Origin of the sequence: Bacillus sp. ISL-57 (genome assembly GCF_018613135.1) — a bacterium.
Lineage (GTDB): Bacteria > Bacillota > Bacilli > Bacillales > DSM-1321 > Peribacillus > Peribacillus frigoritolerans.
Genome location: NZ_JAGGQV010000012.1, coordinates 56703 through 80598 on the forward strand (window position 1 = coordinate 56703; position 23896 = coordinate 80598).

General features: G+C 43.8%; 20 protein-coding genes and 1 pseudogene. 14 read left to right on the top strand and 7 right to left on the bottom strand.

Features of this window, described 5'->3' with window-relative positions; translation table 11 throughout:
• Nucleotides 1–92: 92 nt before the first annotated feature.
• Both J7I90_RS16890 and J7I90_RS16895 read left to right on the top strand, forming a co-directional pair.
• Nucleotides 93–1517 carry a S41 family peptidase gene (locus J7I90_RS16890; RefSeq protein WP_214772988.1) on the top strand — a complete coding sequence of 475 codons (1425 nt, stop codon included), beginning with the start codon at nt 93–95 and terminating at the stop codon, nt 1515–1517.
• Between the two features lie 192 nt (nt 1518–1709).
• Nucleotides 1710–2903, top strand: a complete 1194-nt coding sequence (locus J7I90_RS16895) for a PDZ domain-containing protein (protein ID WP_214772989.1) — start codon at nt 1710–1712, stop codon at nt 2901–2903.
• Nucleotides 2904–2969: 66 nt separating this feature from the next.
• Here J7I90_RS16895 and J7I90_RS16900 read toward each other — a convergent pair whose 3' ends face one another.
• On the bottom strand, nt 2970–3959 hold the full coding sequence (locus J7I90_RS16900; protein ID WP_214772990.1) for an ABC transporter substrate-binding protein: 990 nt from the start codon (nt 3957–3959) through the stop codon (nt 2970–2972).
• A 189-nt stretch (nt 3960–4148) separates the two neighbouring features.
• On the opposite strand from J7I90_RS16900, the gene J7I90_RS16905 reads away from it, so the two are divergent.
• Entirely contained in the window at nt 4149–5153 is a 1005-nt protein-coding gene (locus tag J7I90_RS16905; protein WP_214772991.1) for a FecCD family ABC transporter permease, read from the top strand.
• Complete coding sequence (locus J7I90_RS16910; RefSeq protein ID WP_214772992.1) at nt 5150–6205, top strand: FecCD family ABC transporter permease; 1056 nt, start codon at nt 5150–5152, stop codon at nt 6203–6205. The genes J7I90_RS16905 and J7I90_RS16910 overlap by 4 nt, the downstream gene beginning before the upstream one ends.
• A gap of 57 nt (nt 6206–6262) precedes the next feature.
• On the opposite strand, the gene J7I90_RS16915 is transcribed toward J7I90_RS16910, so the two are convergent.
• Together J7I90_RS16915 and J7I90_RS16920 are read right to left on the bottom strand one after the other, a co-directional pair.
• Complete coding sequence (locus tag J7I90_RS16915; RefSeq protein WP_214772993.1) at nt 6263–6796, bottom strand: YceI family protein; 534 nt, start codon at nt 6794–6796, stop codon at nt 6263–6265.
• 464 nt (nt 6797–7260) lie between these two features.
• Nucleotides 7261–9519, bottom strand: a complete 2259-nt coding sequence (locus J7I90_RS16920) for an MMPL family transporter (protein ID WP_214772994.1) — start codon at nt 9517–9519, stop codon at nt 7261–7263.
• A gap of 225 nt (nt 9520–9744) precedes the next feature.
• On the opposite strand from J7I90_RS16920, the gene J7I90_RS16925 reads away from it, so the two are divergent.
• The 10 genes from J7I90_RS16925 (at nt 9745) to J7I90_RS16970 (ending at nt 22532) form a co-directional block, all read left to right on the top strand.
• On the top strand, nt 9745–11322 hold the full coding sequence (locus tag J7I90_RS16925) for a catalase (RefSeq protein ID WP_251025343.1): 1578 nt from the start codon (nt 9745–9747) through the stop codon (nt 11320–11322).
• A gap of 188 nt (nt 11323–11510) precedes the next feature.
• Nucleotides 11511–11741, top strand: a complete 231-nt coding sequence (locus J7I90_RS16930; protein WP_034309928.1) for a CsbA family protein — start codon at nt 11511–11513, stop codon at nt 11739–11741.
• A gap of 219 nt (nt 11742–11960) precedes the next feature.
• Complete coding sequence (gene uvrB / locus J7I90_RS16935) at nt 11961–13946, top strand: excinuclease ABC subunit UvrB (RefSeq protein ID WP_048684098.1); 1986 nt, start codon at nt 11961–11963, stop codon at nt 13944–13946.
• Between the two features lie 6 nt (nt 13947–13952).
• Nucleotides 13953–16832 carry an excinuclease ABC subunit UvrA gene (uvrA, locus tag J7I90_RS16940; protein ID WP_214772996.1) on the top strand — a complete coding sequence of 960 codons (2880 nt, stop codon included), beginning with the start codon at nt 13953–13955 and terminating at the stop codon, nt 16830–16832.
• A 230-nt stretch (nt 16833–17062) separates the two neighbouring features.
• Nucleotides 17063–18163: a DUF4097 family beta strand repeat-containing protein gene (locus J7I90_RS16945; RefSeq protein ID WP_214772997.1), complete on the top strand. Its 1101-nt coding sequence runs from the start codon at nt 17063–17065 to the stop codon at nt 18161–18163.
• A gap of 446 nt (nt 18164–18609) precedes the next feature.
• Nucleotides 18610–19545 (top strand): HPr(Ser) kinase/phosphatase, encoded by a 936-nt coding sequence (gene hprK, locus J7I90_RS16950; RefSeq protein WP_214772998.1) that lies wholly within the window; start codon nt 18610–18612, stop codon nt 19543–19545.
• A gap of 26 nt (nt 19546–19571) precedes the next feature.
• On the top strand, nt 19572–20384 hold the full coding sequence (lgt, locus tag J7I90_RS16955) for a prolipoprotein diacylglyceryl transferase (protein ID WP_214772999.1): 813 nt from the start codon (nt 19572–19574) through the stop codon (nt 20382–20384).
• A 27-nt stretch (nt 20385–20411) separates the two neighbouring features.
• A complete protein-coding gene (locus tag J7I90_RS16960) occupies nt 20412–21356 on the top strand; it encodes a nucleoside recognition domain-containing protein (protein ID WP_214773000.1) in 945 nt (314 codons plus the stop codon).
• Entirely contained in the window at nt 21346–22017 is a 672-nt protein-coding gene (ppaX, locus tag J7I90_RS16965) for a pyrophosphatase PpaX (RefSeq protein ID WP_214773001.1), read from the top strand. The genes J7I90_RS16960 and ppaX overlap by 11 nt, the downstream gene beginning before the upstream one ends.
• Complete coding sequence (locus J7I90_RS16970) at nt 22014–22532, top strand: acyltransferase (protein WP_214773002.1); 519 nt, start codon at nt 22014–22016, stop codon at nt 22530–22532. The genes ppaX and J7I90_RS16970 overlap by 4 nt, the downstream gene beginning before the upstream one ends.
• A 34-nt stretch (nt 22533–22566) precedes the next feature.
• On the opposite strand, the gene J7I90_RS16975 is transcribed toward J7I90_RS16970, so the two are convergent.
• The 4 genes and pseudogenes from J7I90_RS16975 to J7I90_RS16990 all read right to left on the bottom strand — a co-directional run bounded on the left by J7I90_RS16975 (nt 22567) and on the right by J7I90_RS16990 (nt 23663).
• A complete protein-coding gene (locus tag J7I90_RS16975) occupies nt 22567–22710 on the bottom strand; it encodes a YwzD family small protein (protein ID WP_214773003.1) in 144 nt (47 codons plus the stop codon).
• A gap of 78 nt (nt 22711–22788) precedes the next feature.
• Nucleotides 22789–23070 (bottom strand): annotated as a pseudogene (locus J7I90_RS16980) (sortase); the annotation flags it as partial.
• A complete protein-coding gene (locus J7I90_RS16985; protein ID WP_251025344.1) occupies nt 23004–23288 on the bottom strand; it encodes a processed acidic surface protein in 285 nt (94 codons plus the stop codon). The pseudogene J7I90_RS16980 and the gene J7I90_RS16985, both read right to left, overlap by 67 nt.
• Before the next feature lie 210 nt (nt 23289–23498).
• Nucleotides 23499–23663 carry a hypothetical protein gene (locus J7I90_RS16990; protein ID WP_214773004.1) on the bottom strand — a complete coding sequence of 55 codons (165 nt, stop codon included), beginning with the start codon at nt 23661–23663 and terminating at the stop codon, nt 23499–23501.
• Between the last annotated feature and the right edge of the window lie 233 nt (nt 23664–23896).

Sequence of the window (23896 nt, forward strand, 5' to 3'; positions counted from 1 at the left end):
TGGTCTGTTTTTTTATGTGGTTTTCTATAAGCATATTCTTTCCATTACGCTCATATAGTGAAATACATATCAGGTCAGAAATGGGGATAAATATGGTCAAAAAATGGGTACTTCCTCTAGTAATCATCATGTCACTTGCCATTGGAGCAGTGGGGGGCATATATTGGACAAGCCTTCCGGCCAAGAATGAAGCAAAGGATGAAAGCCAAGAAATATTGAAGGATAAGGAATGGGCAAAAGTGGAACAAGCATACGGCTTGATCGTAAGTCAGTATGTAGAACAGGTGGACGGCTCCAACCTGGTGGAGGGTGCCATCCAAGGCATGCTGTCAGCGCTGAAAGATCCTTATTCGGTATATATGGACAAGGAGACCGCTAAGCAATTCAATGAAACCCTGGACTCTTCTTTTGAAGGGATCGGGACTGAAATCGGAATGGAAGATGGTAAGGTCATAATTGTTTCTCCTTACAAAGACTCGCCTGCTGAAAAAGCTGGATTAAAGCCGAAAGATCAAATCCTCAAGGTGAATGGTGAAAGTGTAGAAGGGTTGGATCTGTATGAAACACGCCTGAAAATCCGCGGCGAAAAAGGGTCACCCGTCAAAATGGAAATAAAGCGGGCAGGGATTGATAATCCACTTGAATTCAATATGGTGCGTGCCGAAATTCCATTGGATACCGTATTTTCATCAATTAAGGAAGTCGGCGGAGAACAAATCGGTTATATCGAGTTGACCACATTCTCGGAAAATACTGCAAGTGATTTCAAAAAGCAGATGAAGAAGCTGGAAAAGAAGGGAATCAAGGGCTTGGTCATAGATGTACGAGGCAATCCAGGCGGCCTTCTTTCCAGTGTGGAAACGATTCTTGGCGAGTTCATCACCAAAGACAAGCCCTATTTGCAAATTGCAGAAAGAACGGGGGAAAAACAATCGTTTTTCACAAGCCTTAAGAAAGCGAAAAGTTATCCCATTGCCGTCTTGACGGATAAAGGCAGCGCCTCGGCCTCGGAAATCCTGGCTGGCGCCATGCAAGAGGCGGGAGGCTATCCATTGGTTGGCGAGAAGACTTTCGGGAAAGGCACAGTACAGCAAGCTGTACCAATGGGTGATGGCAGTAAGATTAAACTTACGTTATATAAGTGGCTGACTCCATCAGGGAACTGGATCCACAAAAAAGGGATCGAACCGACGATCAAAGTCAAACAACCGGAGTATTTTGATGCCCATCAGTTGGCGATTGAGAAGGTGTTGGAGCGGGATATGAATGATGAACAAATCCAGTATGCCCAAAGCATTCTGAAAGGACTCGGATTTGAACCGGGTCGTGAGGATGGATATTATGATTGGAGTACAGAAATCGCAGTAAAGGCATTCCAAAAACAATTCGGCCTGGAAGTGACCGGTAAGCTGGATGCTAAAACCGCAGCGCATCTGGAATCAGCCATTCTGGAAAAGATCCAGGATGAAGATAATGATATCCAGTTACGAACGGCTTTGAATTATTTAGTGAAGTAACTCGATGGCATCGTTCCCCTTGGAGCGGTGCCTCTTTTGCATTTAATTGTTCCTTGCCTGCTAACTTGAGATAAACCTACTTTTTCTGCATCTTAATAGGCATGGAGGCTACATTTTTGATAGAATAGGAGGTAACTGACCAGAACGAAATTTGACAAAATTTTGATTACTTTTGAGGATGGTGGAAAGAAATTGACAACGGATTGGCTGATTGCATGCTTAATGGGACTGGGAAAACTTTTCCTTCACCCTTTGCTTTATGTTTCGATTGCCTATTGCTTATTCATCGGCTATCTTCGCGTTAAACGGGAACGAAATGATTTTAATACGAAGATCTACAGTTTTTCCATGGAGCTTCGTTCCATGCTGCCTCAAGGAATGATAGGGGGATTGATCCTTTCCTTCCTCACGCTGGCCACCGGACTCGCCATTCCTTTGGCGGCAATGTCGATCATGGCAGTGGTTACGGTATTGGCGATGCTATCCATGAAAAAGAGGTTTGTTTCTCCCGTTTATACAATGGGACTCACATTCTTTATCCTGTTCTTTTTATATGATAGAGATATCGAGCTGACGTTATTACAGGATGCCCTTAATCAACTGGATCGGTCCGTTTATCCGACACTTGTTATTTTAATGGGGTTATTACTGATTGCTGAAGGGTTTTTGATTGTTGCTAATGGAAGTAAAAAGGTCTCTCCTCACTTGGAGGTATCCAAGAGGGGGCAGCCGATAGGTGTGTATGTTTCACAGCGAGTCTGGCTAATTCCCATGTTCGTTATGATTCCTGGAGGACAACTTCAAGCGCCTTTCGAATGGTATCCGGTTTTTACAATCGGGGACATGTCCCTGTCGCCGATCGTACTGCCCATTTTAATCGGCTTTAAGCAAAAAGTTCATGGGACGCTCCCGGAACTGGCCATTAAGGCGCAAGGCAAAAAGGTAGGTGCATTGGGAATTGTGATTACGGCATTGGCGGCAGCTGGTTACTGGTACCCTCCATTGGCAATCATAACGGTCGTTTTGGCAATCCTTGGCCGTGAATTCCTGCATCATACCCAAAAGGCAATGGATCAAAAGCTTCCTTTTTATTTTTCGAAAAGTAAGCTGGGTGTCCAAATCTTAGGCGTTATCCCTCAATCTCCGGCAGATAAGATGGGGTTGCAAAAAGGCGAGGTCATTTCGAAAATAAATGGCGTCGTCGTCAGGGAAGAAGAAGAGCTATACAGGGCACTACAAATAAACCGGGCACATTGCAAGCTCGAGGTCATCGATAATAATGAACAGATTCGTTTTGTGCAAAGAGCTCTATTCGACGGGGAGCATTACGAACTGGGCCTCTTGTTCGTAGACGATCAATTAAAGGAAAGCGGACAAGTGGGTTAATGATATAAAATAAAAGGCCTTTCTCGAATTATATCGAGAAAGGCCTTTTTCAATAGAAACGTGTTATTACTTTTCCAGCATGATTTTTTCTATATCTTCTAGCATTTTATTAGCTGCAATTACTCCGCCAGCTGTATTCCATGTTGCGTCGCTAACCTCATGGGCATTTCCGTTTTTGACTGCATCAAGGTTTTTCCAAAGTGGATCATTCGTCCATTCATTTGCTGTGCTTAGGGCTTGTTTGTCGCCTTCAGGAGCGTAAGTGAAGTAGAAGAGAATATCTCCATCCATTTTAGGGATGACTTCTTTTCCAACCTCAATGGCAAGGTTTCCTAATTTATTATCTGCAGTGAAAAGTTCCTTCTGTTGTTCTGCACGTTTAAATCCTAATTGATCGAAAATCACTCCAGAGAATGAATCTGTGTAATAAATACGAGTAGTTCCAGCCATGAAACGGACAATGGAAACTTCTTGATTGACTTTATCACCCAATTTAGCTTTAAGATCTTCAGTTTTTTTATCGAATTCCGCAATTACATCGTTACCTTTTTCTTCAAGGTTCAAGGCTTTTGCATATAGTTTAAAGTTTTCTTTCCAATCTCCTCTTAGCGTTTCCGAGAAAACCGTAGGGGCGATTGCATTTAATTTATCATAAATAGCTTCTTGGCGTATCTTGCTTCCGATAATCAAGTCAGGCTTCAGTGATGCGATTTTCTCTAAGTTAACTTCATGTTCTACACCAACAACTTCAACCCCATCCATATCATCTTTAATATGGTCGTACCAAGGGTCACCAAGCCATGACTGAACGGCACCAACAGGTTTAATTCCTAAAGCGATCAATGCTTCAGTACCTTCATTTGTTAAAACGACAACCCTTTTAGGTGTTTCTTTCAACTCGGCAGTGCCCATGGCATGCTCGATTTTGTAGCTTTTCTCCTCTTTCTTGCCTTCAGCTTTATTTCCATCGGCCTTTTCATCCGAATTCCCGCAAGCTGCTAAAAGGAAGACTGCAAATATTGTAAAAATCGTTAATAAAGACTTAAATCTAAACATCTATGTATCCCTCCCAATTTGTCAGCAAATGATAATCATTCGCACTTAACAGCATCATCATAAAATGAATATACTTTTCTGTCAATATATAATTGAAAATGATTCTCAAATTCGTTGACATAATCCTGTTAACGCCAGTACAATTAAATTAAATACGATATACAAACGTGATTGGAAAGGTAACTGGATATGTTATTAAAAAATTCATGGCAGAAATGGATGGGGCTGTTCATTACCATTCTTTTGCTGCTATTTTTACTGTGCTCAAGCATTGTATACGGTTATACAGATACAACATGGAAAATGGCCATCGATGCTTTTACCGATTTCAATGGAACGAATGAGCACATTGTCATTCAATCAGTCAGACTTCCGCGTGCCCTGATCGCTTCGGCAATCGGTGCAAGTTTGGCCATCTCGGGGGTTTTGATGCAAACGCTAACTAAAAACCCCCTTGCCTCCCCAGATATATTCGGGGTCAACGCCGGGGCGGGGTTGGCGGTAGTCACTGGTGTCACCGTTTTTGGGATAAGCAATCTTCAAGTATTCACATGGCTGTCATTCCTAGGGGCCGCCATAGCTGCGATAAGCATATTTATGATTGGAAGCATGGGACGCGGCGGTTTGACACCGATGAAGCTGACATTGGCAGGTGCAGCCATGACGGCGATGGTAGCTTCGCTTACACAAGGTCTTCTTGTTTCTAATGAGGCTCTTTTAGAGCAAGTCCTATTCTGGCTTGCCGGATCCGTTTCCGGTAGAAGCCTGGACAATTTAGTTGCCGTCCTGCCTTATCTTGTCGTAGGCTGGGGCCTTGCCTTGATCATGTCCGGTAAAATGAATGTGTTATCCATGGGTGAAGATGTTGCAAAAGGTCTTGGACTGAATATAGTATTCCTTAAACTGGTCCTGGGGCTGGCAATCATCCTGCTCTCTGGCGGATCAGTGGCGGTTGCGGGTCCGATTGGCTTTATAGGAATCGTCGTTCCGCATCTTACCCGTTCAATAGTTGGCATCGATCATCGCTGGCTGATTCCCTTCTCTGGACTTTTCGGGGCGGTGCTTTTGATTGCAGCCGATGTCATATCCAGGTATATCCTGATGCCTCGAGAAGTTCCGGTTGGAGTCATGACAGCCATAATCGGAACCCCATTCTTTATTTATATAGCTAGAAAGGGGTTCAGCGGTAGATGAAGTCATATAAGAGCTTTCGTTTGTTTAATGAAAAAATATCATTTTTGATGGATAAGAAAGCCATGATCGTGATTTTCATATTATTTTTAGTCACTTCATTAGTGTTTGTGATCAGTACTGGAGTGGGTGAAATGAATATAAATCCGCTAAGTGTCCTCCAGGTCTTTATCGGAGGGGGGACGGAGAGCGATCGGCTTATCATCCAATCGTTCCGCCTGCCTAGAATAATTGTTGCCCTGTTAGTAGGGATGGGTCTTGCTGTAGCTGGGGGTATCCTTCAAGGAATGATTCGAAACCCACTTGCTTCGCCTGATATCTTGGGGATTACGGGAGGAGCGACTGTAGCGGTCGTTGGATTCTTGGCCATTTTTAGCGATAAGAACCATTCATTAACGGTGAGCATCAATTGGCTGCCTTTAGCTGCATTCATTGGGGCGACAGTCGTGGCCTTACTCGTTTATTCATTAGCCTGGAAAAATGGGGTTCCCCCGATCAGGCTTGTGTTGATCGGGATTGGGGTGATGGCTTTAATGAAGGCGCTCACTACGATGATGATGATTCTTGGCCCCGTCTATCAAGCGAGCCAGGCAAACCTTTGGATCACCGGATCAGTGTCGACCTCCACTTGGAATAATATCGCTGTACTGGCACCATGGACGATTCTATTCCTGTTAATTGCCTTCCTGTATGCCAGGAATATTAATTTACAGGAGCTAGGAGATGACCTGGCAACGGGGCTTGGGGGACATATCCAAAAACAGCGGTTTACATTATTGATGATCAGTACGGCCTTGATTGGCGGTTCCACAGCTTTTGCTGGGGGAATAGGGTTTGTAGGATTAATGGCACCGCACATGGCCAGAAGGCTTGTTGGTTCTAGTTTTGGAGTGTTACTGCCGACTTCGGCATTGCTTGGCGGCATCTTGGTTATAGTGGCGGATTTGATTGGACGGACCTTATTTTCCCCTTTGGAAATACCGGCTGGTGTCTTCACAGCGAGCATCGGGGCACCATACTTCATTTATTTACTATATAAAACGAGGAATTCGTAATTCCGGTACATGCAAAAAAGAAGCAGTCATCCTAGGGATGGCTGCTTCTTTTTTTCTTTAAGCTTCTTTAGCTGCTTCGATTTCGATGGTAAGCGTGATTTGATCGCCGATCAGTACGCCGCCTGTTTCTAATGCCGCGTTATAGGTTAGACCATAATCACTGCGTTTGACTTTCCCTTTTCCGCTGAAGCCTGCTTTTTCATTTCCCCATGGATCTTTCCCTTGGCCTTCAAAGGTGATGCTGAAAGTTTCTTCTTGTGTGACTCCGTTAAGAGTCACATTTCCAGTTACATCGTATTCATCTTCATCCGTTTTCACGATTTTCGTTGATTTGAATGTTAATGTAGGGTTTTTTTCTACATCAAAGAAGTCAGCGGAACGCAAGTGATTGTCCCTGTCTGCATTGCGTGTGTCGATACTGGCCACATCAACGGTAAAATCGATCTCTGCAGTCGTTAGATCCGATGGGTTTGCTAGAATGCTTGCCTCGAACTTATTAAAACTTCCTTTTACTTTAGCTATCATCATATGTTTTACGGAAAATTCTATAGCGCTGTGAGTCGGGTCGACTATCCATTTTGTTTTTGTCATGTTTATTCCTCCTGATTATTAATCTTGAATTTATATATCTTTAATTTGAGATATCTTAACTTAATGTAATTATAAGAGGTGAAAGCAATAGTGTCAACTGAAAGTTTTCCTTAATTTTGAAAACATGAAAAACCCTGTGCATTTATGGGGCACAGGGTTTTCAGACTGTAGACAAACTCGATGAAAATCAAGTTTGTCTCAGTTTTTATGAAGGTTTATAAAACCTCGAACGTCGATTTCCACTCCAGGCACTCGCTTTCCGCGGGCGGTCCGGGAGCCTCCTCGGCGCCTTGCGCCTGCGGGGTCTCCCCTCGACGCGCTTTTCCCGCAGGAGTCTCGCACCTTCCGTTCCAATCAACTTTGTTTTGAAATTTTAGGTAAAACCCTTTTGACTACAAACTTAAAGCCTGTGCATTTATGGGGCACAGGGTCTTTTTATGAAGAAAAGTAAGCGGATATCTTTATTAATTGGCCTGTTCTTTCTCTTCTTGATTGGTCACTTTACCTGGCCAAAAGGCACGGCGGCCTAGGAGGGAGGTGATTGCAGGAACAAGGAACGGGCGCACAATGAATGTGTCCATTAACACACCAAGGGCGGTGATGAGCCCGAATTGGACCAATACTTGAATCGGAAGTGTGGCTAGAACGGAAAAAGTGGCTGCCAAGATTATTCCGGCGGAGGTGATGACACCGCTAGTTTCGGCAACACCTTTTCTGATGGCCTGCTTGATTGGCATCGTTTCTTTCTTACGCCAAATGCTTGAAACCATGAAAATGTTATAATCTTCTCCAAGTGCGACCAAGAATACGAAAGAATAAAGTGGAATTGTCCCCTCTATCGCATCGACACCCATGAAATAATGCAGGATGATCCAACCTAACCCCATAGCTGCAAAGAATGAGAGAATGACTGTCCCCATTAAATACACCATGGCTGTCACGGATCGTAAGTAGGCTAAAAGGAGCAAGGAAATCAGGACGATGATGATCGGGATGATCATGAATTCATCGGATTTGACGGTATCCCTTTTATCGAATTGAGTCGCAGTCTGCCCGCCAACCCAAACCTTTTCATCAACGGAAGATATATTGGCGTCCTTCAATTCTTGCTCCGCCATTGTGCGGATTTCCGGAATGGTATCTATGGCCTCGATATCATATGGATTGATGTTGAATGTGACCTCATAGGATTGCAGATCTTTATTCGATTTACTTGAAATTGGATCGGCAACAGTTTCAACAATATCCATTCCTTTTAATGCCGGTGCTAAATCAATATCTTCACCATCCGTATCGATAACCACTGTCGCCGGTGCCAGTTCGCCCGGTGAGTACGAGTCGGAAATGACAGAATAACCTTCACGGGAGTTCATATCTTCAGGGAAGGAAGAGAGAATATCATATGAATATTTTATTTGTGAAGAATATCCAGCTAAAACACTGAAGATGATCAGGCATGTAAGAATGACGGTCCATGGCTTGGTTGTGACGATATGACCAATCCAGTTACCAATGCGGCCTTCTTTGTGCTTTTTGACAGATTTCCCCTTTTTCTTGGCCCGTGCTTCTTCCATTTCAGGTGTACGCGGGACGATTGGGAAGAAGGAAGCCCTTCCGAAAACAGAAAGCAATGCAGGTACAAGTGTTAAAGCTGCCAGCATCATGATTAAAATCGACAAGCTGAATGGTACAGCGAAACGGTGGTAGGCTCCGTATTTGGCTACAAGCAATGTTAACAGGGAGATGACGATCGTTAGTCCGCTCATCGCAATGGCGCCTGATGAATCTTTAAATGCGGCGATCATGGCTTTCCGTTTGCTTTCATGATTCCTTAATTCACTTCTGTAGTGAGAAATTAAAAATAGACAATAGTCCGTTCCGGCACCGAATAATAAAACGGTCATGATTGAAATGGCCTGTGAATCGACTGTAATCCAACCATGATCTGCCATGAAGCCAAGGATCGGGCTTGTGACAATATAGGCGAAGCCTACTCCGATTAAAGGAATTATGGCTAAAAGGGGGGACCGGTAAATGAGTAATAATACGACAAGTACAAGTATTACTGTCGCTAAAAGCAATTTGAAATCAGCACCTGAAAATAAACCCGTTGCATCGACTGATATCCCTACAGGGCCTGTCACTCTAAGCGATAATTCATCTGAATCGGTCGGGACCTTGAATGGGTCCGTTCCAATGCGTTCCGTTACTGCTTCATTAATGCTTTCAAGATTTTTTTCGAGGATTTCAGTCTCGGTTTTTTCTTTAAAGAAAAGCGGCTGTACGAAAGTCGTTCCATCTTCTGAAACCGATCCTTTAAGAGCAACCAACGGAATTTCATGAAGCGGCGGTAAGAAAGATTGCTGTGTCACTGGATTATCCGCCAGTTCCTTGGAAAGGTACTGAATTTCAGCCAAGTCGGCCTCCGTCAGTCCACCTTCCCGATGCCATGTAAGCAGGGCAGGTATTCCAGAGGAATTAGGAAACTCTTCTTTAATAAGTTCATCAGCCATGACAGAAGGTGAATCTTCTGGCAAGTCTGAGGCATTATTTGCTGTTCGATCATTAACGGCAGGCAATGTGAAGGTTAATGCGATTGCGGCAATTATCCATGCGGCAATGACAACCCAACGACTGGTTTTACCGGTCATCATCCTGCCAAGTCTTCCTATTATTGATTCGCCCAATGAAAGCACCCCGCTTTTTAAATTTTTTATCCTCATTTCATTATAGTGGTGTGATGTTGACTTATACAGAAATGGGTATGCTTACTCCAACTACTAAATGCTTCAAGTCGTTAATGGCATGAAAATAGGCTCATCGATATATAGGGGAAAAGTACTTATTTACCTCATTTCAATTAAATTATGAAGATTGAAGAGTTAAATATAGGAAATGGGGAAAGTATAGTAGTATTGTGGCTTTTATTAACAAAGGAGGGATATTTTTTGTCTGATAAATCCAAAAAAGCAAATGATGAAACGAATGAAACATTAACGAACAGGCAGGGGCACCCGGTAACGAATAACCAGAGTCTAAGAACGGTAGGGAATAGAGGTCCTAGTACACTTGAGAACTATGATTTCCTGGAAAAGATCAGCCATTTCGATAGGGAGCGTATCCCTGAACGGGTTGTGCATGCCCGCGGAGCAGGTGCGCATGGTTATTTCGTTCCGACCGGTAAAGCGGGGGACGAGCCGATTTCAAAATATACGAGAGCGAAGGTTTTTCAGGAAGAAGGTAAAAAAACCCCGGTATTCGTGAGGTTTTCATCTGTTATACATGGAGGGACGTCCCCGGAAACGTTACGTGACCCAAGGGGATTTGCCGTTAAATTTTATACGGAAGATGGAAACTGGGATCTTGTAGGCAATAACCTGAAAATTTTCTTTATCCGTGATGCCATGAAATTCCCGGATTTGATTCATGCCTTCAAACCGGATCCGGTCACGAATATTCAGGACGGCAGGAGGATATTCGATTTTTGCTCGAGTTCGCCTGAAACATTCCATATGGTTACCTTTGTGTTTTCCCCATGGGGCATCCCTGCTAACTACCGCATGATGCAAGGATCAGGGGTCAATACTTATAAATGGGTGAATGAGGAAGGGAAAGCGGTGCTCGTCAAGTATCATTGGGAACCGAAACAAGGGATCAAGAACCTGACGCAGCAAGAGGCCAATGAAATTCAAGCTACGAATTTCAATCATGCAACACAGGATCTATATGAAGCGATTGAACGCGGGGACTATCCGGAGTGGGATCTCAACGTACAGATCATGAGTGATGATGATCATCCTGAGTTGGATTTCGATCCGCTGGATGATACGAAGATCTGGCCGAAAGATGAGTTCCCGTGGCTGCATGTCGGTACGATGGTATTGAATAAAAACCCTGAAGACTATTTCACTGAAGTCGAACAGGCTGCATTCGGTACCGGTGTCCTAGTGGATGGACTGGATTTTTCTGATGACAAGATGTTACAGGGACGTACATTCTCTTATTCCGATACCCAGCGTCACCGTGTTGGCGCGAATTATTTGCAACTGCCGATCAATGCTCCTAAGAAACGAACTGCCACGAATCAGACTGGCGGACAGATGCAATATGAAGTTGGCAGAGGCAGCCAAAGCCCCCACATCAACTACGAACCATCCACTGTCGGCGGCTTGAAGGAAGCCAATCAAACGGGCAAAGAATATACACCTATGGTGGAAGGGAAACTTGTCCGTGAGACAATCGATCGACAAAACAATACGAAACAGGCCGGGGAAACGTTCCGGGAATTCGAGGATTGGGAAAAAGACGATTTAATTTCCAATTTAGTGGCGGCATTGGCTCCTGCCGACAAGCGCATTCAGGAAAAAATGATAGCACTTGCCGAAGAGGCCGATGAAGAGTATGGCCGCAGGTTGAAAGAGGGACTGGCCGCAGCCTCTGAACATACGGAATCTTCAAAACCACTGGGCGGGACGGATAACCCTGAGGACGCCGTTAGAAAAGGACATGAAGCGGATCCATATTGATTGAACTGAAAAGAAGCAAACTTCCTTATAAAGGGGTTTGCCTCTTTTTTTTATGGGCATAATTAATGGATGTGTGGATGCTCTTCTAAGGATGCCTTGAAAATCAAGCAGGAAATTGATTGGCAAAAAACTTCATAATCATTTAAACTGAAACTACTCTATTTTTCTCTTATAAAGGAGATGAAAAAATGATTAAAATTCTTTCTGCCCTTTTCCTTCCTTGTCTACTTGTCATGCTATTTTCAAGAGTCACCTATAACAATGTCGTAGGCCTTGTTTTAACTGTTGCCTTGATTACAGCTTCCGCATATAAAGGTTATACGCATACAAACTTATTGATCATCGTAGATGCCTTATCCCTGACAGTGGGATTTTGGTTATCAAAAAGAATGATGAAACGTACATCCAAGAGCGCCTGACATCAAAGGTGCTTTTTTTGTACTCAAACATGTCATTCCCCTTAACACATCATGAAGTTCATTAAAACAAAAATCGAATGGATGTTCGCTTATTGCTGGTTTGTTTTAAGGCTATTGTGGTAGAATGTGTATATATGCTTTATTAAACCGGAATAAATAGAAGGGATATAGGCATGTCCCGTTTTCATATAAAAATATTTCAATAGGAGGCCATGCTTGGTGAAGGATAAGTTTGAGTTAGTCTCAAAATACTCTCCTCAAGGAGATCAGCCGGCAGCAATTGAAATGCTGGTCGAAGGGATTAAGGAAGGCAAGGAAATGCAGACGCTATTGGGGGCAACGGGTACAGGGAAAACGTTCACCGTTTCCAATGTGATCCAAAAGATCAATAAACCGACTCTTGTCATTGCCCACAATAAAACGTTGGCAGGGCAGCTTTACAGTGAGTTCAAAGAGTTCTTCCCTAATAATGCCGTCGAATACTTCGTTAGCTATTATGATTACTACCAGCCAGAGGCTTACGTTCCATCCACGGATACATTCATCGAAAAAGATGCAAGCATCAATGACGAAATCGATAAATTGCGCCACTCGGCAACATCATCTTTGTTCGAAAGGAAAGATGTCATCATCATTGCCAGTGTTTCGTGCATATATGGACTCGGTTCTCCTGAAGAGTACCGGGAGATGGTCGTTTCCCTCCGAACAGGCATGGAAATAGACCGGAATGCCTTGCTGCACAGGCTCGTGGATATTCAATATGAGAGGAATGATATTGCTTTCCAACGGGGGACCTTCCGCGTTCGCGGCGACGTCGTCGAAATTTTCCCGGCCTCCCGTGATGAGCATTGTGTACGGGTCGAGTTTTTCGGGGATGAGATTGACCGTATCCGTGAAGTCGATGCCCTGACCGGTGAAATTACCGGTGAACGTGAACATATCGCCATTTTCCCGGCTTCCCACTTCGTAACCCGCGAAGAGAAAATGCGGATAGCCATTCAAAATATCGAAACGGAACTGGAAGAGAGATTGAAGGAATTAAGGGAAGATGAAAAGCTCCTTGAAGCACAGCGCTTGGAGCAGCGGACCCGCTATGATTTGGAAATGATGCGGGAAATGGGCTTTTGTTCTGGGATCGAAAACTATTCCCGCCATTTGACCCTTCGCCCTTCAGGTGCGACACCATACACTTTAATGGACTACTTTCCGGAGGACTTCCTATTGGTCGTGGATGAATCACATGTAACCCTTTCGCAAATCCGCGGAATGTTCAATGGAGATCAGGCGCGGAAGCAAGTGCTCGTCGACCATGGCTTCCGTCTGCCGTCTGCAAAAGATAACCGCCCGCTAAGATTTGAAGAATTTGAAAAAAAGGTCCATCAATCCATATTCGTTTCGGCAACTCCGGGTCCATATGAACTCGAACATACGCCAGAAATGGTTCAGCAAATCATCCGTCCTACCGGATTGCTGGATCCGACGGTAGAAGTGAGGCCGATTGAAGGGCAGATAGATGACCTGATCGGTGAAATACAGGAGCGGGTCAAAAAGAACGAGCGTGTGCTCATAACGACCTTGACGAAAAAGATGTCTGAAGATTTAACTGATTATTTAAAGGAAATCGGCATCAAGGTCCAATATCTTCATTCGGAAGTGAAGACCTTGGAAAGGATAGAAATCATCCGTGAACTCCGAATGGGCAAATATGATGTACTCGTTGGAATCAATCTTTTAAGGGAAGGCCTGGATATTCCGGAAGTGTCGTTAGTGACCATTCTGGATGCCGATAAGGAAGGGTTCCTACGCTCGGAACGTTCGCTTATTCAAACGATGGGCCGTGCAGCCCGTAATGCCAATGGCCATGTCATCATGTATGCAGACCGCATCACGAATTCGATGGAACTTGCCATCAATGAAACGAGGCGGCGCCGTGAAATCCAGGAGAAGTATAATGAAGAGCATGGAATAATGCCTCAAACCATTCAAAAGGATATACGTGACTCCATAAGGGCGACGCATGTAGCCGAAGAGGGCGAGGAGTATAAGGAAGATCTTGCACCAAGCCTTGCTAAGCTCCCTAAAAAAGAGCGTTTAAAAGTGATGGCAAGCATGGAAAAGGAAATGAAGGAAGCGGCAAAGGCACTGGACTTCGAGCGAGCTGCCGAGCTGCGTGATTTATTACTAGAGTTAAAAGCGGAAGGGTGACGAAACATGGCAATGGATAAGATTGTGATAAAAGGCGCCAGGGCCAACAATTTAAAGAATATTGATATCACGATACCGAGGGACAAACTTGTTGTGCTGACCGGATTATCCGGATCAGGAAAGTCTTCCTTGGCTTTTGATACGATTTATGCAGAAGGGCAAAGACGTTATGTAGAATCACTGTCCGCTTATGCTCGTCAATTCTTAGGCCAAGTGGATAAACCGGATGTCGATGCGATCGAAGGTTTGTCACCAGCCATTTCCATAGACCAGAAAACGACCAGTCGGAATCCTCGTTCAACCGTAGGGACTGTTACGGAGATCTATGATTATTTAAGGCTGTTATTTGCACGGGTCGGCAGGCCGACCTGCCCGATCCATAATATTGAAATCACCTCACAAACGATCGAACAAATGGTGGACCGCATTCTTGATTACCCTGAGAGAACCAAGCTTCAAGTATTGGCACCGCTCGTCTCAGGAAGAAAAGGGACACATGCGAAAGTCTTGGAGGATGTTAAGAAACAAGGTTATGTCCGCATTCGTGTGGACGGGGAAATGCATGATCTCAGTGAGGAAATCACTCTCGAAAAAAATAAGAAACATTCGATTGAAGTCATCATTGACCGGATCGTCATTAAAGAGGGGATCATGGCCAGGCTGGCAGATTCATTGGAAAGTGCTTTGCAGCTTGGCGAAGGCAAAGTCATCATTGACGTAATGGGTGAGGAAGAGCTGCTGTTCAGTGAACATCATGCTTGTCCATACTGCGGATTTTCGATTGAAGAGTTAGAGCCGAGGATGTTTTCCTTCAATAGCCCGTTCGGGGCCTGCCCGGATTGTGATGGCTTGGGGGCGAGGCTTGAGGTGGACCGTGATCTCGTCGTCCCGAATAACGAATTAAGCCTCCGGCAACATGCGGTTGCGCCATGGGAGCCGACGAGTTCTCAATATTATCCTCAGCTCCTTGAAGCGGTGGCCAACCATTATGGAATAGATATGGATGTGCCCGTTAAAGATTTACCGGAAGAGAAGATGGATAAGGTCTTGCTTGGTTCAGGTAAAGATAAGATATATTTCCGTTATAAAAATGATTTTGGAAGAGTGCAAGAAGGATATATTCCTTTTGAAGGAGTTTTAAGAAACATCGAAAGACGCTTCAAGGAGACGAGTTCAGACTATATTCGTGAGCAAATGCAGAAATACATGTCAGAACATCACTGTCCAACCTGTAAGGGTCACCGTTTGAAGAAAGAGAGTCTTTCCGTGCTCATTCAAGGGGTCCATATAAGTGAAACGACAGCTTTATCAGTGGAAGATGCGTTAGTATTTTTCGATGAGCTTGATTTGACTGAAAAGGAAGCGGCAATTGCGAGATTGATTTTACGTGAAATTCGTGAGCGGCTCGGTTTCCTGGCTAATGTAGGTTTGGAATATTTGACGTTGAGCAGGGCAGCGGGAACATTATCCGGCGGTGAAGCGCAGCGTATAAGATTGGCGACGCAGATCGGTTCCCGTTTAACGGGAGTCCTCTATATTTTGGATGAACCTTCAATAGGGCTGCATCAGAGGGATAACGATCGATTGATCGAAACATTGAAGAATATGCGCGAAATCGGGAACACCCTGATTGTTGTCGAGCATGATGAAGATACGATGATTGCTGCGGATTATTTGATCGATGTTGGTCCAGGAGCTGGAGCGCATGGAGGAGAAATAGTGGCCGCTGGTACTCCGGAAGAGGTCATGAATGATCCCAAATCCTTAACGGGTCAATATTTGGCTGGGAAGAAATTCATTCCATTGCCATTGGAACGCCGGAAAAACGATGGCCGTGTCATTGAGATAAAAGGTGCCAAGGAAAATAATCTGAAAAACGTTAATGTCAAATTCCCACTTGGGGTCTTCACAGCCGTTACAGGAGTTTCTGGATCAGGGAAAAGTACATTAGTGAATGAAATCCTCCATAAATCTTTGGCTCAAAAGCTGAATCGGGCAAAAGCCAGACCAGGCGATTTCCGCGAGATTAAGGGAGTTGAGCATTTAGATAAAGTCATTGATATTGACCAATCACCAATCGGCAGGACCCCACGATCGAATCCAGCTACCTATACGGGTGTATTCGATGATGTTCGTGACGTATTTGCCTCGACTAATGAAGCGAAGATACGCGGTTATAAAAAAGGCAGGTTCAGTTTCAATGTGAAGGGCGGCCGCTGTGAAGCATGCCGTGGTGATGGCATTATCAAGATTGAAATGCACTTTCTCCCAGATGTATATGTCCCGTGTGAAATCTGTCATGGTAAGCGTTATAACCGGGAAACACTTGAAGTCAAATATAAAGGGAAAAACATATCAGACATCCTCGATATGACAGTCGAGGAAGGCGTTAGTTTCTTTGAAAATATCCCGAAAATCAAACGGAAGCTACAAACGATTTATGACGTTGGTTTGGGTTACATCAAGCTTGGGCAGCCTGCCACCACTTTATCAGGCGGTGAAGCGCAAAGGGTGAAACTCGCTTCTGAATTGCATCGCCGTTCCACTGGGCGCTCATTTTATATCTTGGATGAACCGACTACCGGACTTCATGTCCACGATATAGCAAGGCTGCTCCAGGTGCTTCAGCGGCTGGTTGACAATGGGGATACAGTATTGGTGATCGAACATAATCTGGATGTCATCAAGACGGCGGACCATATTATTGACCTGGGACCGGAAGGCGGAGATAAGGGCGGTACGATCGTCACTTATGGAACACCTGAAAAAATATGTGAAGTTTCCGAATCGTATACGGGAAAATACTTAAAACCTGTACTCACCCGTGATCAAATTCGTATGGAAAATTGGATTGAAGAAAAAGAAACAGAGCATGAACATGCTTAAAAGAACAAGCCATCAGGCTTGTTTTTTTGTAGAAAAATGACGGTGTGCATTTAATCAATCATTTGATTAAAGAATGGGAAAACAAGATATTTCCGGGGAAATCAGACATCTTCCTTTTCGTAAATTGTCATTATCGTTTGTCGAATGATGGGAAAACTGGTATTTATGAAACTTTTTAGATATCTAGGCGTATGTATGAATAAAATGATAGAAGAAAGCGAGGAATGTTCATGCAGGAGGAAAGAAAGAAAATTTTAGAAATGATTCAGGATGGAAAGTTATCGGCGGAAGAAGCCATGGGCCTATTGGAAGAATTAGATAAAGCCAGTCAGGAAAGTGAAGCTAAAGAGCAGAAATTGCAAAATGAATTATCGACGGTAGTCGTGGATAAGAAAAGTGAAGGAAGCAATCAGGATACGTTTAAGAAGAATATCCAGTCATCGAAAGAAAAGATTATGGATTTCGTTGAAAGTGCTTTTAAGAAAATCAAAGAAACGGATCTTGATTTCAATTTCGGGAAATCTGTGGAGGTCAGTCATATTTTCCAGCATGATCAAGATTTCCTGAATGTAGTTGATGTAGATATTGCGAATGGGAAAATAAAAATCGCCGCATGGGACCATGATGATGTCCGGGTGGAATGCCAAGCTAGGGTATACCGTGTGGAAGATATAGAAGAAGCCAGGAAAAACTTTTTGGAAGAAGTCGATTTCACGATTGAAAATGGTAAATTGAAGTTCAAGGTTCGTGAAAAATCCATAAAGGTTGATACGACCATGTACATTCCAAGAAAGGAATATGAGGACATTCATGTAAGGATGTTCAATGGCGCAATCACGGCTGAATCATTGAAATCTGAGAACTTTAAAGCGAAAACGGCGAATGGTGCCATTCATATCATGCAAGGTACGGGTGATTTCTGTGAGCTTGAAACTGGTAACGGGATGATTACCATTTCAGATACCAATTTTAATGACTTGGAAGCCGAGACCCTAAATGGAGCGATTAATGCCGATGGGTACTTCAAAAAATTGGATGTTCAAACGTTCAATGGTGAAGTCATCTGTACGAATTCGGGGATGGATTGCGATTCGATCCATGCTAAGTCAGTCACTGGAAAAGTCCAGCTGACCCTGCCTCCAGGCAAGGCGATCGAAGGAGAGTTGAAATCCAATTTAGGAAGCTTTAATGTAACTTTGGAAGGGATGACCATCATCGAAGAGAAAAGTGATGTGGTTCAGAAGGTCCTTAAGTTCAAGACGGTCAAAGAAGAGGTTCCTGTACTTCATGTTTTTGCAGAAACGAAGACTGCAGCGATAACGGTTTCCTGAAAGGGAAAGTTCACAGGCGGCGTAAACTGCAGGCAAACTCAATGGAAAACGAGTTTGCCTGCATTTTTTTTTGGCTTTTTCCGAGTTTAAATACAAGGTTGAGTGCCTGGAGCGGAAATCAACATCCAATTTGTATTGATACCATACCTAAGGGTTGCTTGGGAGTTGGCTCGCGAACATCATTTGATGAAATATACGTTTTCCTAACCCTTTTGTCTCTTAAATTGAGCCGGCCAATAAAAATGGCGGGCTTTCTTTTATTTTGATGTAAGGATTCATGTATGTTCATCCTCATCCTCATCTCTTTCCTGTTCATGTGGCCCATCCGGGTGGAGTGAATAAAAAAACGATAAATCGATAATGCATTGTTTGGTTATTAACAGAAAAATGCTAAAATAGAAAAAGTATCTCAAAAAATAGCATCGCTCCAAAAGGAGGAAAGATATATGGCAAAAGTCCGTACAAAGGATATAGTAGAAGCGTTCGGTCTAGAACTTATCAGTGGGGAAGAAGGAATTAACCGACCGATCGTCACGAGTGATTTATCTCGTCCCGGACTTGAAATAGCCGGTTTTTTTGATTATTATCCCGCAGATCGAGTACAGCTTTTAGGTATGACGGAGATGTCCTTTTTTAATCGGTTGAATGAACCGGATCGAATACAGAGGATGGAAGAGTTGTGCCGGGACTTTACTCCAGGCATCATCATTACGCGTGGTCAGGAAGTGCCGATAGAATTGATCGAAGCTTCTGAGCGGGAATCCGTTCCTGTGATGAAATCCAACATGAAGACGACAAGGTTATACAGCCGTCTGACCAATTTCCTTGAAAGCAGGTTGGCGCCAACCACTGCCGTTCATGGGGTATTGGTGGATATATATGGGTTGGGTGTGTTGATCACCGGTAAAAGCGGAGTCGGTAAAAGTGAGACAGCCCTGGAATTAGTGAAACGGGGTCATCGTCTCGTAGCCGATGACTGCGTCGAAATCAGGCAGGAAGATCAAGATACGCTAGTCGGGAATGCCCCGGATTTAATCGAACATCTTCTTGAAATAAGGGGATTGGGAATCATAAATGTAATGACACTTTTTGGAGCTGGTGCAGTCCGCAGCAATAAAAAGATCTCAATCGTCATCAATCTGGAACTATGGGAGAAAAATAAGCAGTATGACCGGGTTGGCCTTGATGAAGAGAAAATGAAAATCATCGATACGGAAGTGACGAAAATTACCGTACCTGTCCGTCCAGGGCGAAACTTAGCTGTTATCATTGAAGTGGCAGCCATGAATTACCGCCTGAAACGAATGGGGGTAAATGCTGCAGAACAGTTTTCAGATCGCTTGAACCATGCCATTGCAGATCCGGAACATGATGAATTTTAAAAGGTTATAGGAAAAGAGGGAACGAAATGGAACAAGGAATACAGCCGCTGAATCCGATCGCGATTGATCTAGGTCCCATTCAGGTACATTGGTATGGGCTAATCATCGGTTTCGGTGTGTTATTGGGTCTTATTATCGCATTAAGGGAGTCGGAGCGAAGAGGTCTTGATAAGGAAATATTTACTGATTTGATTTTGTTTGCTGTCCCGATCGCGATCATTAGTGCCCGTATTTATTATGTGATCTTCCAATGGGAGTACTATTCACAAAACCCGGGGGATATCATAAAAATATGGAATGGCGGAATTGCCATACATGGTGCGTTGATTGGATCGGTGCTGACTGCGATCGTTTTTGCAAAGGTCAAGAAGGTCTCATTTTGGAAGCTGGTGGATATTGCTGCACCGAGCTTATTGTTGGGGCAGGCGATTGGCCGTTGGGGTAACTTCATGAATCAGGAAGCGCATGGGGGAGAAATAACAAGGTCATTCCTTGAAAATATGCATTTGCCTGAATTCATCATAAATCAAATGTACATAAACGGTACGTATTATCACCCGACCTTCTTGTATGAATCGATTTGGAATATCCTCGGAGTCATTATTCTCTTAAGTTTACGGAAAGTGAACTTGCGCAGGGGGGAACTGTTTTTAACCTATGTAATATGGTATTCCATCGGACGTTATTACATTGAGGGATTACGGACGGACAGTTTGATGCTGACGGAGTCACTGCGTATCGCACAAGTGATTTCAATTGTGTTGATAATTGTAGCCATTGTTTTAGTGGTCTATAGAAGGGTTCGCGGGCATGCAGACAAAAGATATTTAGATGCATAGGTAATATGTGAAAAGGGAGAGGGCATAGTGATAGTGGATTCGGTTAAAAAGGGACTTCTTTCAGGCTTGAATACAACCTGGTCTTTGGGGAAAGTGATATTTCCGGTTACTCTGATCGTCACTGTGCTTCAATATACGCCTGTATTGCCGTACATCATCAACTTGATAGCGCCTTTGATGAATCTCATCGGTCTTCCGGGGGATGCAGCAATTCCGCTTGTATTAGGGAATTTCCTGAATTTATACGCAGCGATTGCTGGCATATTAACGCTTGATTTGACTGTGAAAGAAGTTTTTATCATCGCTATGATGCTATCTTTTTCACATAATTTATTGATCGAGTCAGGTGTGGCGATGAAAACCGGTGTCAAGCTGTGGGTCATCCTAACAGTACGGATCGGGCTCGCGCTTTTGTCCGCGGTCGTCATCAATCTTGTTTGGCAGGGCGGATCTGAAATGGCCCAAGGAACGGCTATCGGGGAGGCTGCAGAGATTAACGGAACGGGAGCAATCCTTTTGCATGGGGTCATCCAGGCCTTTTCAGGAATTGGCCAGCTGGCGGTCATCGTTATTCCGCTCATGGTGGCGGTTCAAATCATGAAGGATTTAAAGTGGCTGGAAGCCTTCTCGAAAGCCCTTGCTCCCTTCATGAAGGTCCTGGGGATGAAGCCGAATGCTTCCATGCCTTTCGTTACGGGCCTGACTCTCGGTTTGGCATATGGCGCAGGCGTAATGATTCAAGCGGCTAAAGAGGATAATGTTTCGAAGAAGGATATGACGATTGCATTCATCTTTTTAGTTGCCTGCCATGCTGTTGTAGAAGACACACTGATTTTTATTCCGCTGGGGATTCCGGTCTTGCCGCTGTTACTTATTCGGCTGCTCACTGCCATTGTTTTAACGATGGTCGTTGCGTATATATGGAACCGGACTGCTAGGGTACAGAGAAAGGAAGCTGTATATGAACAGTAACATAACTACATTATTATTTGATCTTGATGGTACGTTGATCAATACAAATGAATTGATCATCGCCTCTTTTACAGAAACTTTAAACCACTTTTGTCCTGGAAAGTACAATCGGGAAGATATCATTCCATTTATCGGACCGACTTTGGTCGATACGTTTTCTTCCATTGATCCAAAACGTGTGGATGAAATGATCGCATACTATCGGGAGCATAATTGGAGGAACCATGATTTGCTTGTCACACAATTTGACGGGGTGTTCGAAACCGTTCAAACGCTGAAGCAGAGCGGTTATAAATTGGCAGTCGTTACGACAAAGAAGCGTGATGTCGTCGAAAAGGGCCTGCGTTTAAGCAAACTGGATCAGTTCTTTGAAGTGGTGGTCACACTGGATGAGGTGGAAAGGGCAAAGCCGGACCCAGAGCCTTTGGTAAAAGCTTTAAATCAACTCGGTTCGGTTCCTGAGGAAGCGATCATGATTGGCGACAGTTATCATGATATTATGGGCGGGAAAAATACAGGTACAAAAACGGCAGGGGTCTCCTGGTCCATTAAAGGACGTGAATTCCTGGAAAGCTATCACCCTGATTATATGCTTGAGCAGATGGCGGACTTATTGAATATCGTTGAGGGTGAAAAACTCACGGAGGCTAGAAAAAAATGAGACGCACGTCCCGCTATCCAGTTGAAGGGGCCAATTCACTATGGCATGTATATAAGACGGTTCCATTCTGGAAAGTCGTCAAGAATTTTGTGGTGATACAGCTAGCGCGTTACACGCCTTTTCTGGGCATGAAGAATTGGCTATACAGGAATTTTTTACATATGAAGGTCGGGAAGCATACTTCGTTTGCCTTGATGGTCATGCCGGATGTGATGTTTCCGGAAAAAATATCGGTCGGAATAAATACTGTCATTGGCTATAATACGACGATACTTGCTCATGAATATTTGATTCATGAATATCGTTTAGGAGAAGTAGTCATTGGCGATGAAGTATTGATTGGCGCGAATTCGACCATTCTACCAGGACTTTCAATTGGTAATGGGGCGATTGTCTCTGCGGGGACGCTTGTCCATAAGGATGTTCCGGAGGGAGCTTTCGTTGGGGGAAATCCAATGAAAATCATATATACCAAAGAGGAAATGCTTGAGAGAGAGCAGCAAACTTCCTTATGAAAAAAGGACTTGCCCTATATGCGGCAGGTCCTTTTTAATGGCATTTTGGGTATAACGGAGTCAGTTCATTCTTTAGGTGGTCTATCACTTCGTTGATTGATATATGTTCCTGGTTCACTGTCGCTTCATACGTTTCTTTTAAAATTCGAAAAAACCTTTCCTGTGCCTGTTTTTCCATATTGACCTTGTCCTCCTATCATCTATTAAAGATTTATGAAGAGGGAGCTGAACGGCTTCAGCCCCGCATCTCATTTATCTATTCCGATTTCAATAAATCGGCAACCAATACGTACAGTTCCTGTGCACTACCAATATATGAAAAAGGGTAGCAGGCTGTTACTGTAAGTGTGGCTTTAGGCTTGGGAACGATCACGGTACGGTCATCTGCATCGACGATACGGACCTTCCTCACTTTATATGTAAACGTACCTGCTGTTTTGGCAATCAGCAAGTCACCCTTGCCGACTTCACCTAGATCTCTGAAAATTGTATCTCGGTGACCGGGTAAAACGGAATTATCCTTTTCACAGGGAAGGACAATTCTGCCACTTGTTCTGCAGATAATTCATCAATTGTTTCAAAATACTCTAGTTGATTCATCCTATCGGAGATCGCCATTAAACGAGATTCTAAAGAAGGGTCTTCGACGATAGGCAAAAGGTGGTTCATGAACCTGTCGAGCACTTCGTCTGTAAGGCCGATCTCAGTAAAGAGACCATCCATTAAATCGCTGATTTCTTCCTCATCATAATCCATTTCTAAATCGATGATATCCTCAATGTCGTAAATGAAGTGGAAGGTATCGATGATGAATCACCCTCTTCCAGTTCGCCGTATACCATCAATAATTCAGTAAGTTCAGCTTCTGTCAATTCATATGTTTAAGTAGATTCTGTAAGGTCTCAGGAGTGACGGCAGGTCCTAATGTTTCACGCAACTCTTCTGCCGATTTCAGTTCATTCAATGTTAAGTCGTGTAATAGGATAGATACTCTTCCGATTCTTCTTGCGTCATTCTAACTTCAGAAAGGTATGCATTAAGCTCATCCTGGTTGATCTTAGTTGCCGCAAAAACCTTCGTTCCGCTTGAACCCAGTGAAAAAAGAACGATCAGTGCCACAAAAAACTTCATTCCCATACCTCCCTAAATTTACCTAATATTGCCAAACTCCTAAATATTATAAAACATCTAAACCAAAAGGTACACATTAATAACAATGAATGGCTAAAGATAGGAAGAACTATCCGGTGAAAAGGGACGACTCCTTCCATTTTGGCTTAAACCGACATGAAGAATATCCAAAACCGACGTGGTATGGAAGGAATGGGATTAGGCATATTTTCCTTGACGTGAGTTGGGGGCAG